The 13,463-nt window shown below is 56.6% G+C and carries 15 protein-coding genes; 5 read left to right on the top strand and 10 right to left on the bottom strand.

Annotation, left to right across the window (positions count from 1 at the left end; translation table 11 throughout):
* Positions 1-61: 61 nt before the first annotated feature.
* Together DW49_RS0125460 and earP are read right to left on the bottom strand one after the other, a co-directional pair.
* Positions 62-631 carry an elongation factor P gene (locus DW49_RS0125460; RefSeq protein ID WP_005616505.1) on the bottom strand — a complete coding sequence of 190 codons (570 nt, stop codon included), beginning with the start codon at positions 629-631 and terminating at the stop codon, positions 62-64.
* Between the two features lie 99 nt (positions 632-730).
* On the bottom strand, positions 731-1,867 hold the full coding sequence (earP, locus tag DW49_RS0125465; RefSeq protein WP_024420548.1) for an elongation factor P maturation arginine rhamnosyltransferase EarP: 1,137 nt from the start codon (positions 1,865-1,867) through the stop codon (positions 731-733).
* 184 nt (positions 1,868-2,051) lie between these two features.
* Between earP and DW49_RS0125470 the strand changes: the two genes are divergently transcribed.
* From DW49_RS0125470 to DW49_RS0125480, 3 genes are all read left to right on the top strand, one after another.
* The gene (locus DW49_RS0125470; RefSeq protein WP_017700788.1) at positions 2,052-2,456 is read left to right on the top strand and encodes a hypothetical protein; all 405 of its coding nucleotides are present in this window, start codon (positions 2,052-2,054) and stop codon (positions 2,454-2,456) included.
* Positions 2,457-2,459: 3 nt separating this feature from the next.
* Positions 2,460-2,942, top strand: a complete 483-nt coding sequence (locus tag DW49_RS0125475) for a GreA/GreB family elongation factor (protein ID WP_003373305.1) — start codon at positions 2,460-2,462, stop codon at positions 2,940-2,942.
* Between the two features lie 123 nt (positions 2,943-3,065).
* Positions 3,066-3,272: a hypothetical protein gene (locus DW49_RS0125480; protein WP_002554553.1), complete on the top strand. Its 207-nt coding sequence runs from the start codon at positions 3,066-3,068 to the stop codon at positions 3,270-3,272.
* 75 nt (positions 3,273-3,347) lie between these two features.
* On the opposite strand, the gene DW49_RS0125485 is transcribed toward DW49_RS0125480, so the two are convergent.
* Complete coding sequence (locus tag DW49_RS0125485) at positions 3,348-4,625, bottom strand: aromatic amino acid transport family protein (RefSeq protein WP_005616492.1); 1,278 nt, start codon at positions 4,623-4,625, stop codon at positions 3,348-3,350.
* A 26-nt stretch (positions 4,626-4,651) separates the two neighbouring features.
* Positions 4,652-5,002, bottom strand: coding sequence for a helix-turn-helix domain-containing protein (locus DW49_RS1000000132650; RefSeq protein WP_020347662.1), 351 nt, complete (start codon positions 5,000-5,002; stop codon positions 4,652-4,654).
* A gap of 13 nt (positions 5,003-5,015) precedes the next feature.
* Between DW49_RS1000000132650 and DW49_RS0125490 the strand changes: the two genes are divergently transcribed.
* Together DW49_RS0125490 and DW49_RS0125495 are read left to right on the top strand one after the other, a co-directional pair.
* Positions 5,016-5,858: a TlpA disulfide reductase family protein gene (locus DW49_RS0125490; protein WP_005616489.1), complete on the top strand. Its 843-nt coding sequence runs from the start codon at positions 5,016-5,018 to the stop codon at positions 5,856-5,858.
* Between the two features lie 73 nt (positions 5,859-5,931).
* Complete coding sequence (locus DW49_RS0125495; RefSeq protein ID WP_005616485.1) at positions 5,932-6,501, top strand: TetR/AcrR family transcriptional regulator; 570 nt, start codon at positions 5,932-5,934, stop codon at positions 6,499-6,501.
* A gap of 107 nt (positions 6,502-6,608) precedes the next feature.
* Here DW49_RS0125495 and DW49_RS0125500 read toward each other — a convergent pair whose 3' ends face one another.
* The 6 genes from DW49_RS0125500 to DW49_RS0125525 form a co-directional block, all read right to left on the bottom strand.
* On the bottom strand, positions 6,609-6,947 hold the full coding sequence (locus DW49_RS0125500) for a ComEA family DNA-binding protein (protein ID WP_003378968.1): 339 nt from the start codon (positions 6,945-6,947) through the stop codon (positions 6,609-6,611).
* Positions 6,948-7,106: 159 nt separating this feature from the next.
* On the bottom strand, positions 7,107-9,101 hold the full coding sequence (locus tag DW49_RS0125505; protein WP_024420550.1) for a polysaccharide biosynthesis protein: 1,995 nt from the start codon (positions 9,099-9,101) through the stop codon (positions 7,107-7,109).
* A gap of 100 nt (positions 9,102-9,201) precedes the next feature.
* Positions 9,202-10,218 (bottom strand): MraY family glycosyltransferase, encoded by a 1,017-nt coding sequence (locus DW49_RS0125510; protein WP_024421528.1) that lies wholly within the window; start codon positions 10,216-10,218, stop codon positions 9,202-9,204.
* A complete protein-coding gene (locus DW49_RS0125515) occupies positions 10,211-11,191 on the bottom strand; it encodes a UDP-glucose 4-epimerase family protein (RefSeq protein WP_005616476.1) in 981 nt (326 codons plus the stop codon). Before DW49_RS0125515 ends, DW49_RS0125510 begins: the two co-directional genes overlap by 8 nt.
* A gap of 172 nt (positions 11,192-11,363) precedes the next feature.
* A complete protein-coding gene (locus tag DW49_RS0125520; RefSeq protein WP_005616474.1) occupies positions 11,364-12,806 on the bottom strand; it encodes an MBL fold metallo-hydrolase RNA specificity domain-containing protein in 1,443 nt (480 codons plus the stop codon).
* Between the two features lie 412 nt (positions 12,807-13,218).
* Positions 13,219-13,461, bottom strand: a complete 243-nt coding sequence (locus DW49_RS0125525; RefSeq protein WP_005616472.1) for a lipopolysaccharide assembly protein LapA domain-containing protein — start codon at positions 13,459-13,461, stop codon at positions 13,219-13,221.
* Positions 13,462-13,463 lie beyond the last annotated feature (2 nt).

The following is a 13,463-nucleotide window of genomic DNA, read 5'->3' on the forward strand; positions in this document are numbered from 1 at the left end:
TAAGTGAACAGCATTGCGCAGCGATGCGGGTTTTTTGCGTAACGGGGTTACAAAACCATGCTTACTTCGCACGGCCTTTGTAGGAACCGCCTTCACGGGTATCGATCTCGATCATGTCGCCGATTTCGATGAAGTCAGCAACGCTCAGCTCGGTGCCGTTTTTCAGTTTGGCAGGCTTCATGACCTTGCCCGACGTGTCGCCGCGAGCGGAACCTTCGGTGTAGTCGACCTGACGCACGATAGTGGTCGGCAGTTCTACGGAAACCAGACGCTCTTCGAAGAATACGGCTTCGCAGACGTCGGTCATGCCTTCTTCAACGAATGGCAGAACGCTTTCGATGTCTTCGGCGTTCAGCTCGTACATGGTGTAGTCGCTGGTGTCCATGAACGTGTAGGTGTCACCGCTGATGAAAGACAGGGTGGCTTCCTTGCGATCAAGGATCACGTCGTCCAGCTTGTCGTCAGCGCTGTAAACGATCTCGGTCTTGTAACCGGTCAGCAGGTTTTTCAGCTTGGTCTTCATGATCGCGCTGTTACGACCGGATTTGGTGAATTCAGCTTTCTGAACCAGCCAAGGATCGTTTTCGAGACGGATCACAGTACCGGGTTTCAGCTCTTTACCAGTTTTCATTGCATATATCCGAATTTGGATGGAATTAACCAAAGGCTCTGTACGAGAAACAGCCTGCGCAGGCATTTTTCGTACAGAGCCTTGTATCAAGGCCGCATATCATAGCGAATTTCCATAAAACTGCACCAGCGCCGTGGCAAGATCAGTCTGTGCGGCTTGTTGCTGGCACCAACGTTCGGCGTGTTTTTCGATTTGCGCCCAGTCTCCGGTGAGTGCCTGCCAGCTTTCGCTCAGGTCGCAGCCAGTGTTCCAGCTCTGCCAGAACCGATTCACGGCCTGCGCCGCCTCAGGCGCAAGACCCGCCAGATAGAGCGCTAAAAACGCATCGAGCTTGGGCAGGTGGGCGTCTTCTTCCTGCTGATAGATGTGCCAGAGCATTGGCCGCCCTGCCCATTGTGCACGCACAAACGAGTCTTCGCCGCGCACCACGTTGAAATCGCAACTCCAGAGCAGTTGATCGTAGCGTTCCTGTCGGATGAACGGTAAAACCTGGACCGTCAGCGCCCCCCTGGCCTGCACCATTCCGGCGTGCAATTCACTCTCGCCACCGAGCCAGCGCTGCACATCCGCCAGAATGCGTCCTTCCGGCACCAGCAGGTGGTTCGGGCGGCTGTCGCTGGCCAGCGCGTCGAGCCAGCTGTCCAGTCGCGGGTTCTCATAGGCAAACACCGAGATCAGGCGTGCGCCAGCCAACGGCTCGACGTTCAGTTCCTGCAGAAATGATTGCTGTAACGCCTTGTTCTGCTGAAACGCCTGACGCTGAATGATCAGGTTTCTTTCGCGCAACAGGCCACCGGTGGTGTCCGCAAAACCTGGGAAGAAAAAGAATTTCTTCAAACCGTTCATTTGCGGCGAAGGCAAAGCGTGGCAACCCGAGACCCAGTCTTCTGCGCTGAGGTACTCAAGGTTCAGCCACAGCGGCCTTGGCGAGCGCTGCAGCATTGATTCGGTGTACGACGTCGGCAGTCGGCAGGCGAAGGCTTCGATTACAACGTCGGGCACGGTGGTGCTGACCCAGTCCGCCGGCCACTGGCAAACGTTGACGCCCTCACGCTGTTGCTGCGAGGCGCAAGGATCGGCATCGGGACACAGGCGAACAAAGGCCGCAAGATCATCAATCCACAAGCGCACCTGCACGTCATGTTCGGCAACCAGTTGGCGTGCCAGACGCCAGGTCACACCCGCATCACCGTAGTTGTCGACTACGCTGCAAAAAATGTCCCAAGAGGGTTTCATCCTGGCTCCCTGAGTCTGGATGGAGAAAAACCCTGATTGTCGTTCAAAACGTTGCTCAGCCACCAGTTCGGTCACCGCCCTGACAACAATGATGAGCACATCGGGGAAAACGCGCAGCGCAGTTTTCATGCCCGGCCGTCAGGCATGGCACAATCGTATCTGTTGCCCTGCAAGGAGTTCAGCCATGTCATCGCCCACCCGCCGTCGCGACCTGTACGTGTCGTTGAAGTTGATCGTCTGCATTGCACTCGGCATCTGGCTGGGTGCCTTGGCGGTGTTTCTCACCGGCCTGTTGTATTACAAAAGCCTGCCACCTGCGCAAACCCAGGCGCTGGACAACGCCGCCGCCCAACTCAGTGCCCCGCCCGGACAAAAAGCCGGCAACACGGCGGCGGCCGAGCCCGAGACTGAAATGTTTCGCAAGTACCAGCAAAGCCTGCGCGAAAGCGAGGCCCGTCAGGCTCGTGAACAGGCCCAGGAGCAACAACAGCGTACCTTCAACCGTCCGAAATGTGATTTCTGGATGCAACAGGATCGCACCGCGCCCAGCGAGAAAAGCCGTGCCAGCATCAATCAGTACTGTGGATAAACCATGAACAAGCGGGACGTATTGCAACTGATCATCGACAAGCTGGAAATCGATCTGGACATTGCACAGCGGGCGGCCCAAACCGCTTACGAGACGGCCACCCACGAAGAGAACATCGCCGAAAACAAGTACGACACGCTGGGGCTGGAAGCGTCTTATCTCGCCGCAGGTCAGGCACGGCGCGTCGAGGAAATACGTCAGTCATTGACGCTGTATCAGAACTGGTCGCTCAAGCCATTCGATGAATCACGCGGCATTCAGACCGGTGATCTTGTCGTGGTCGAGGCGCAGGACGGTCAGACCCGGTATCTGTTTCTGGGGCCTGACGCTGCGGGCCTGAAGGTCAGTGCGGGCGATCGGCTGATCACCGTGATCACCGCCCGGGCACCGCTGGGGCAAAGCCTGCTGGGCAGGTTCGAGGACGATGCCGTACAGATTGTCATCAATGGCAGCGGACAATCCTACGAAATCACACAAACGTTGTGACACAACCATCATCTACAGGGTTGATCGCGCCAAGTTTTTATGAGTAAGGTGAACCGTCGCCATAACCACCGCAACCGGGGCAACACTCAAGCAAGCAAGGACTAAAACCCAAGGAGATTTTTCATGACGAACGTCATCGCATTCCCTGACGCCCATGAACGTGATCGCCTGAAGTCCAGTCAAGATCCGGCGTTGAGATACCTGAACAAGAAAGAGCGACAGCTGATCGACCAATTGCGGTCGACCAGCCATGCGGGAAGGCAGTACGTTTACGACTATGCAAGCATCATGCATTTGTCCAGGCCGTTGTACCCCGAGCCAGTCGATTGACTGCGCTCGCGTAACCCGCCTGACTGTGGGCTGCGCCGGTGAAACGGCGCAGCTTTCAAGGCGTGCTGCCTGGGATCAGCGCGTCAGCGAGAAGATCAGCGCCGAAATAGCCACCAGACCTGCGGCAATGACAAAGTAGTTGGACCATGCACCTGCATATTTGCGCATGGAAGGCACCTTGTAGATCGCATACATCGGCATCAGAAACAGCAACACCGAAATCACTGGCCCGCCCAGGTTCTCGATCATCCCCAGAATGCTTGGGTCGAGCGTTGCCACTATCCAGCACACCACCAGCATGAACGCGGCGGTCATACGGTCCAGCGCTTTCGCTGCAGGACGACGCCCGGATTTCAGAACCAGCCCTTTCAAGCCCTCGCTGGCGCCAATGTAGTGGCCGAGAAACGATTTGGAAATCGCTACGAAGGCAATCAGCGGCGCAACGAACGCGATAGTCGGGTTGTTGAAGTGGTTGGCCAGGTAAGACAGGATCGAGATGTTCTGCGCCTTGGCTTCAGCCAGTTGAGCGGGCGAAAGGGTCAGCACGCAACTGAACACGAAGAACAGCACCATCACCACCATCAAAACGTGGGCGCGGGCCAGAATCTGCGAACTGCGTACCTCGGCATTCTCGCCGTATTGGCGTTTCTGATCGACCGCAAAGGCCGAGATGATCGGCGCATGGTTGAAAGAGAACACCATCACCGGAATCGCCAGCCAAAGGGTCGACAAAAACGCCGAGGGCTCAGGCATCGTGGTAGCGGTGCTGAGGATACCGCCGGTCCAGTGTGGAATCAGAAACATGGCCAGAAACAGCAGCGCGACGATAAACGGATAAATCATCACGCTCATGGCCTTGACGATGAATCGCTCACCGCAGCGAACCAGCGCCAGCAGGCCCATGATCAGCACGAACGCCAGTACGGCACGCGGCGGCGGCGCTATGTGCAATTGGTGTTCAAGAAAGCTGCCCACGGTATTGGTGAGGGCTACGCTGTAAATCAACAGGATCGGGAAGATCGCGAAGAAGTACAGCAAGGTGATCATCGCGCCGGCGCTTTTGCCGAAATGCTGTTCGACCACTTCAGTGATGTCGGCCCCCTCACGCCCGGACAGTACGAAGCGGGTCAGGCCACGGTGTGCATAAAACGTCATCGGGAATGCCAGCAGCGCGAGAGCCATCAGTGGCCAGAAGCCGCCGATGCCTGCGTTGATGGGCAAGAACAGCGTACCTGCGCCAATGGCGGTACCGAACAATCCGAGCATCCAGGTGGTGTCATTACGGTTCCAAGAGGCGATGCTCTCGGGAGCTACATCCAGGCGTTCTACGACGCCGTTAGCTTGATCGTTCATCCGGTCGACTCTCCGTGGCCGGTTTATCAAAAAGGGCAGCGCGTCGAAAAAGCCGGCAGTTCAGCGCTCCCCTCGAAAACAGCGGGCGAGATTCTCCGGGATTGACGGCAGAAGTCAAAGCTTTGTAGGACAAGAATTGCCGAGCGACGGGCGACCAATGCAACGCACGCCTCGGGGGCGAAGGGCTGGCGGGCAATTGACCATTTGTCCTGCGCGCCGCTTTTTTTGCAGGCCGCGCGCTCATCGGCAGCTCTGGGCGACATCACATTCAGGCACAGTTCTGCATTTTGATCGAAAGGAAACGGGCGATACCATCGCCGCGCGCGCATCCAGACGGCATCTGATGGGCCTGCGTCAGGCCATTTCGCAGAAATCATTCAAGAGCTGAACATGATGTTGAGTATCAACGCAGGACCGTTTGCCCTCGCACTCACCCATTTGCTGCTGCTGATCGCACTGGTCACGGCCACCTTGATCGAGGCCAGGTTCACGCGGCGTACCCACGCAAAAAAGACAGCGGTATTCAGCCTGTTCATCCTCGGGGTCGTGGCAGCACGTATCGCCTTTGTGCTGACCTATTTCACGCAATACAGCGATGTGCCCTGGAAGGCCCTGGACATACGTGATGGCGGCTTTATGGTCTGGCCGGGCATTGCCGCTGCCATTCTGGGCGGCTTGCTGATCGGCTGGCGTCGTCCTGAACAACGTCGTGCACTGGCGTTCAGCATGACAGCGGGATTGGCGATCTGGCTGCTGGGTGGCTGGCTATTGAACAGCTACCAACAAGGTGCGCCCCTTCCGCAAACCACGCTGCGCACCCTGCATGGCGAACCGGTCAGCGTCGCTGAATACCGAGGCAAGCCGGTGGTCATCAACCTTTGGGCGACCTGGTGCCCTCCCTGTCGCCGGGAAATGCCCGTGCTGCGAGACATGCAACTGGAGCGCGAAGACATCGTATTTGTGTTCGTCAACCAGGCCGAAAGCGCGCAGATCGTGAGCGATTACCTGTCCAGACAGCAACTGGTGCTAAGCAACAGCTTTCTGGATCCAGAGGGAGAGTTCGCCCGCGAGGTCGGCTCGGCAGCCATGCCCACCACGCTTTTTTATTCATCGGACGGACGCCTGACAGGCAGTCATATGGGCGAAATGTCCAGAGCCAGCCTCACTCATTACCTGGACAGCCAGACGGGATCCCGATCAGCTGTTTCCGGTACAAGTTCTCATCGCGATTGAAAGCCTGCTGCATCGATTCATCTATCCATGTATAAATGCGCCTACACATTGGTCATCTCTGGAGGCTCAGCGCATGCGTTACGCGCTCGATCATAAGGCCCAAACCCACCAGCGCATCGTCAAGGAAGCGTCCATGCGCTTTCGGCGCGACGGCATTGGTGCTACGGGCTTGCAACCATTGATGAAAGCACTCGGCTTGACCCATGGCGGTTTCTACGCGCATTTCAAATCCAAGGATGATCTTGTCGAACAGGCATTGAGTCACGCTCTCGACAATGTAAAAGGAATCACCAGCGAAGTTTTAGCCAGACAGGACTCGCTCAGTGAATTCATCGATCTCTATCTCTCGACTACCAGCCGCGATGCGCAGGACGGCGGATGCCCGCTGCCTACCATGTGCCTGGAACTTGGACAGCGCGACCAACCCAGCGAGACGACGGATAAAATCGTCCTTCATTTGCTGGAACTGTTCGAGAACTCCCTAGCGGGGACCGGTCTTGAGCCCAAAAGCGTACCGATCCTGTCGGCACTGGTAGGCGGGCTGGTACTTGCCCGCAGTGCTGCGGACGAAGAGTTGTCGGAGCGTATCCTCAATACGACCCGGGACTACCTCAAGCAGGAGATAAAAAAGAGCACTAGCTGATGCATCGAAATACTGAAACGTTCTCGGTGCGGTTTTTTACCCACCGCAACGTTCATAAAAAACAGGCCGATCAATGATCGGCCTGTTTTTTTCAGCAATGACAGCAGTCAGTCAACCGCCAGCTTATCGCGATTCTTTTCCAGAATGGCCTTGCCAATCCCTTTTACTTCAATCAGTTCTTCGATAGACGTAAAGTCGCCAGCCGTTTCTCTGTAAGCCACAATCGCGTCGGCTTTATTCTTGCCAATGCCGGACAGTTCCTTCTGAAGCGTTAACGCATCAGCGGTGTTGAGATTGACTCTGTCGTCACGTTGCTCATGAACCGCAGCGGCCGCTACGTTTTCGGTGGGCGGTGGGGGCGGTGGGGACGCCGGTGTAGCGCTGACGGCAACCGAGGCACTGGTGAGCAAGGCAAAGATCAAAGCACTGAACAGAGGGGTTCTCATAGATAACGCTCCATAGCAATTCAAGGCAGCATTCCAAATGCTGTGCCTGAAACTTAGACCACTGCTTACCCATAGAAAAGAAGTTGAGCGTTGCGACCTGTTGCCATATCAATCAGCGTGTGTCCGTTATTGATCAGCCTGAACAATAACGGACTGGAATCAAGGCTCGCCGCTGCGTTCCTGATACATCCAGTCAACGATTTCACCCTCGGGTGTATAACCGCTGACTGTTTCTCGCAGCAACTGGCGCACGCTGTTGTAATCGTCCCGCTCCACGGCATCCAGCAGTTTTACCAGCCGGCCTTTCAATACATCCCACGCCAGATAGTCTTCGCTGGCACTCATGATCATCGGGTGTTCGGTCGCGACCACGTTGTCGCCGATCAACAGCTCTTCATAGAGCTTTTCGCCGGGACGCAGCCCGGTGAACTCGATGGAAATATCGCCATGCGGATTTTTCTCGGAGCGGATCGCCAGGCCGGAAAGGTGGATCATTTTCTCCGCCAGTTCGACGATCTTGACCGGCTCGCCCATGTCCAGAACGAACACATCCCCGCCATGCCCCATCGAGCCCGCCTGAATGACCAGTTGAGCGGCCTCGGGAATGGTCATGAAGTACCGGGTGATCTTGGGATGAGTCACCGTCAGCGGCCCGCCCGACTGGATCTGCTTGTGAAACAGCGGAATCACAGAGCCCGATGAGCCAAGCACGTTGCCGAAACGAACCATCGTGAAACGGGTCTTGTTGACCTGATAGACGTTGGCCTTGTCGCCGAAGATTACCGGCGCGGTCTCGCGGCTCAGTGCTTGCAGGATCAGCTCGGCAAGGCGCTTGGTGCTGCCCATCACGTTGGTCGGACGGACCGCCTTGTCAGTGGAGATCAGGACGAAGTTGGAAACCCCGGCCTGCAACGCCGCCTGCGCAGTGTTGAGCGTACCGACGACGTTGTTGATCACACCTTCGGCAATGTTGTGCTCAACCATCGGTACGTGCTTGTAGGCGGCCGCATGGTAAACCGTGTCGACCTTCCAGGTTTTCATGATCGACAGCAGCTTGGGGTGATTGCGCACCGAACCGAGTATGGGCAGCAACTTGAGCGAAAGAGACTCACGGGCCGAACGCTGCTCAAGCTCGGAAAGAATACTGTAAAGATTGAATTCGCTGTGGTCGAGCAGCAGCAACTGGACAGGCTGCAGAAGCAGTATCTGCCGGCACAACTCGGAACCGATCGAGCCGCCCGCGCCAGTCACCAGCACCGTCTTGCCCTTGATGCAGTGCTCCAGCAGGTTTTCCCGGGCGGGCACTGCGTCTCGTCCCAGAAGGTCGGCGATATCAACTTCCTGAAGATCGTCAACCTTGACCCGGCCAGCCGCCAGGTCCATGAAACCGGGGACGCTTCGCACGTGCAACGGAAAGCCTTCCAGAAACCCCAGGATCTCCCGACGACGCCCGCGCGACGACGAAGGGATGGCCAGGAGTATTTCCTGAGCTCCGGTGGAGTCGATCATGCGCTGGATATTTCGTGGTTTGTAAACCTGCAGTCCGGAAATCACCCGGTTGGAGATCGACTCGTCATCATCGATGAATGCCACGGGGTGCATCAGACGACCCATACGCAACGCAGCCACCAACTGGTTGCCCGCCGCGCCTGCACCGTAGATAGCGACCTTCTGCAGGCCGTTATCGCTTTTGGCAAACGGTACGTGTTGCGCCGCCGCAAACCAGTCACCGAGGAAATACTGCCGCATGGCCAGACGCAGACCGCCGATCATCACCAGGCTCAGCCACCAATAGTTGAAGATGACCGAGCGTGGCACCAGTTGCTGGTGATTGCTGTACACGTACACCATACAACCCAGGATCAACGACGACATCGTGACGGCTTTGATGATCGCAATCAGTGCATCGTTGCCAAAATAGCGCATGACCGCACGGTACATGCCAAAACGGATGAACAACGGAATAGCCGCCAGCGGTGCACTGATGAAAAGCCAAGTGTGCTTTTCCAGCGGATTGATCAGTTCGTCAATGCCCAGCCGCACGACAAACGACATCCACAGCGCAAGCCAGACCAGAAGAACGTCGGCAGCCACCTGGATTATTCGCTTTTTGCGGCGTGGTAGGGCCAGCAAACTAGCTCGCAACCTGCTCATCAATTTATTTAATGCTCCGTTATGCTACCGGTTGACACATCACCTGAAACCGGTGCCTGTGAAACAGCTACGTTCCTGAGACAACCAGAAACCCGCTTCGTTACCTGCTTTCTGCCTCGCCGGCGTGGAACCTCAACGCCAGTAAAATCAACGGAACGTAGGCAATTGCCGTCAATGCCAGCCCGTCGCCGCCCCCCAGAGCCACCCACATCGCAACGGGCAGCAGCCATACCAGATTGATCAACCCGACCGCCAGCGTGACAGGTCGATGGCTACCGTAATGGCGTGACGCAAACTGATAAGCATGGCTGCGATGGGCCTCGTAGAGCTTTTCTCCGCGCAACAGACGACGAATAAGCGTTACCGTGGCGTCGACAATGAACACGCCCAGCAAAATCAACCAGCACCAGAATAACCGAGGCGAGGCCCAGGAACCCTGAATGGAAAGCACGCCGAGGACCATACCGAGAAATCCACTGCCCGCATCGCCCATGAATATCTTCGCCGGAGGGAAGTTCCAGCAAAGAAAACCTGCCACGGCGGCGGCCAGCAGCAGTGGCTGCCACGACAGCTCGACGTAACCGCCCAGTGCGTAAATACCCGCCATGCCCAGACAGACTGTCACCGCTTCGATGCCGGCGATCCCGTCGATGCCATCCATGAAGTTGTAGAGATTCAACATCCATACCAGATAGAACGCCGCCAGGATCTGAACGAGAGGGCCAGGGCTCAGTGTCCAGCCCATGACATTGAGCGGAGCGAGTCCGCCCAGCCAGAACAGCGCCCACGCAGCCGCAGCAAAATGCCCCAAAAGGCGCCATCGTGCGGCGATATGCCCATGATCGTCCATAAAACCGATGATGGCGATCAGGCCTCCCGATCCGGCTACCGCAGCCAGCAACGACGGCGACAACTGATTGGTCCAGGCCAGAAACACGATAGCCATGCCAAAAGCGATGACGATGGAAACTCCGCCGCCGCGAGGCGTCGGTACGGAATGCGAACTGCGCGCATTGGGTATATCAATCAGACTTTTGGCAAGTGCATACCTGCGCAGCAACGCGGTCAGAATCAGAGACACAAGCGCGATGACAATTACTGACAGCCACTCAATCATGCTTGTCGTGTTCCAGATAATACCGAGCGGTGTCTTGCATGGCGTGTTCAATACTCACAGGTGGATGCCAATCGAGCATCGTACAGGTTTTACTGATATCGACCTGCAAAGAGCTGCAGAGCCGTTGTGAAAAGGCTTTCTTGCCAAGCAACGCTGCCGCGCCTTTCAACAATACGGCTGGCACAGGCAACAACCGGGCCGGCCTGCCAAGCGCCCTGCCCATCTCACGCAATAGCCGGGTGGTGGACAGGTCATCACCGTCACTGACAAGGAAGATCTGACCTGCCGCCGCAGGGTGATCGACGCACACCACCACCAGGTCCGCCAGATTGTCCACCGCCACCAGACTGCGACGATTATCGATAGCCCCCAGCGGCAACGGCAGCCCTTTGTCGAGCCAGCGCATCATGCTCCTGAAGTTGGCCTTGACCCCTGGGCCGTAGACCAGAACGGGGCGAATGATCACCACCTGCATACCGGAGCGGGCAGCCAGCGCGCGCAGCCCCTCTTCAGCCTTTTGCTTGGAAACACCGTAGGCGTCCAGCGGATTGCACGGATCATCGGCCCTGAACGGCGCGCCCGCTGGCGTAGACTCGCCGCTGGCCTTGATGGAGCTGATAAAGATGAAGCGCTTCACCCCCGCCGCAGCGGCCTGTTCGGCGAGGTTCAGGGTCGCAGTCACGTTGGCACTGAAATACGCCTGATCAGGCTCGGTGGCGGTTTCGTTAAGGACATGAACCCGCGCAGCACAATGAATAACCACCTGCGCGCCAGTCACAAAACTTTCCCACTGGTTGTCCGGCGCCAGCGATTGCATGGCCACAGCGCTGATGCGTGATGAAGCGCAAGTGTAAGCACCCCGCACTGCAACCCTGACAGCACAGCGCGTGCGCTCGATCAACCGGCGAACCACGGCACTGCCCACGAAACCTGTCGCACCTGTTATCGCAACCAATGCAACATCACCGCTCATGCACGAACGCCCTTCCAAATCGGCCAAATATTCCTTATGCGAAGCTTTTTGACAACCAAAATATCTTCACTCTATTTTATAACTTCTCTGCTTATGCAGACCTGTTTCAGATGAGCATCCGTTTTATAGTTGTGAGCGCTGGACTGTTTCGGCAACTCCTCCATATATTCTGTCAGGGAACGATCAACTCGACCTGAGTTTTTTCAAGCGCGTATTTACGCTCCAGAATGTTTCTCAACGTCTTTTTGGCAGTTGTTTCGCCATGCACAAGGCGAATCTGTGTCGGCCACTTATTCATACCCGTGACGAATTCGACAAGTTCGGCCTGATCAGCGTGGGCCGAATAGCCTTTGGCGGTGTGAATTGCAGCGCGAATATCGAAACGCTCGCGATCCAGCTCGACGTATCCGCCCGACGGGCCATGCGCCTGAATGGCAGCGCCAGGCGTTCCCTTCCCTTGATAACCGACAAACACCACGTTATGCCGAGGATTGCCCAGCATGGCTTTCAGGTAATTGACGATCCTGCCGCCGGCACACATGCCGTTACCGGCGATGACAATGGCCGGCCGTGCAGTGCTGGCCAGATAATTGACCGTGCGCAGGTGCTCTTCATGGGTGTTGATGGTAATGAGCTGGTCAAAGCCGAGCGGCTTACGTCCGGCGTCCAGCCTCAAGCGGGCACCTTCGTCCCAGTAGTCTTCAAATGACTGATAGGCCCGGGTGAAGCGACTTGCCAGCGGCGAGTCGAGGATGATCGGCAGTCGCGACCAGTCCGCAGGCGGTACTTCATCCCCACTCAGGCGCGCATCGCTTTGGGCAGCATCACCGGATGGCATCTTGCGCCGCAGGATGTCCTCCAGTTCGTAGAGCAGCTCCTGAGTGCGGCCGATGCTGAACGCCGGAATCAGCACCGTGCCGTTGTCTTCAAGCGCCCGGTCTATGATGCGCTCGAGCTCCTGCTGACGAATGCTGCGATCTTCATGAAGACGATCACCGTAGGTACTTTCCAGCACCAGTATATCGGCGTGCTCGGGTGGCTTTGGCGCAGGCAGAAACGGGGTATGGCTCGCGCCAAGATCACCGGAAAAAACAACGCGCATCGAACGCCCTTCCAGCGGGTAGTGCAGATCGCATTCGATATAAGCCGAACCCAGAATATGCCCCGCGCGTTGCAGGCGAACCCTGCAGTGCAGCGACTCGCGGTCGACCAGACTGAACCAGTTATCGAACGGCAGCGCGATGATTCGTTTGTTGATCAGCGCAAGGTAGCGCTCAACCTGTTCGGGATCATGTGCAAACTGAATCTTCAGGCTGTCTTCCATCACCAGTGGCAGCAGATGAGCGCTCGGCTCGCTGCACAGTATCGGCCCTTCATAGCCCGACGCCAGCAACTCGGGAATACGCCCGACGTGGTCGTTGTGCACATGAGTGACCAGAAGCGCCCTGATGGCCTCGGGGTCGAACCCGAACGGCGTGACCTTGCCTGACGCGCCGCGCTCCTGCACTGAGCCGCAGTCAATCAGCAGGCTGCTCGACGCATCCATACGCAGTTGATGGCAGGAGCCCGTCACCGTGTCGACAGCACCGTGATGAATGATTTCCGGATAAGACATGCAGTCACCTTTGCTTGCCAGCCTGACTGAATGCTTGCGACATCCGGCATCAGGTCTGAACCATAAGTTTCGGCGCATTTTGCACTTGAACAGCTTATTTTCAAGACTTGACACAAGACTGTTACAGCAGCAGAAATCGGCGCTGAAACCGAATATAACCGGCTACCCCTATGGAATGGGCACCTCGATTTAAAAAGCGAAGCTTCCTACACGGCGCAGTAACTATCCTTCATATAATCGAAGAATAAGCCGACAGAATTATAAGTAGGATTTTTCAGCAGAAAAGAGAAATACACATAAAACACACATCAGCCTCGAGGCGCTGGATGCAATTTCATGGCACGCAAAGGATAGAAAAGTGCACGACATCACGTCGCCAGACAGGCATTCGACGACGCCCGAGCAGTGCTGCTCAGACGGAGCGAGCAGAAGGCGTGCGTTTTTTACGAAGGCTGGCTATCAGCGTCAGTATCGGGCCGATGACCATACCCAAAAGCAGCGCGAGGATAACAGGCAATGCCAAAGGAAGCTGAGGCGCTGACCAACCGAAGAACGTCACGGCGACAGACTGCCGGTTTTCAAGCATGAACACGACTGTGACCGCAGCGATGAACAGTACAGCGACGATCAGAATGACTCGTTTGAAAATACGCATCT

It is taken from the genome of Pseudomonas avellanae BPIC 631, assembly GCF_000444135.1.
Classification (GTDB): Bacteria; Pseudomonadota; Gammaproteobacteria; order Pseudomonadales; family Pseudomonadaceae; genus Aquipseudomonas; species Aquipseudomonas avellanae.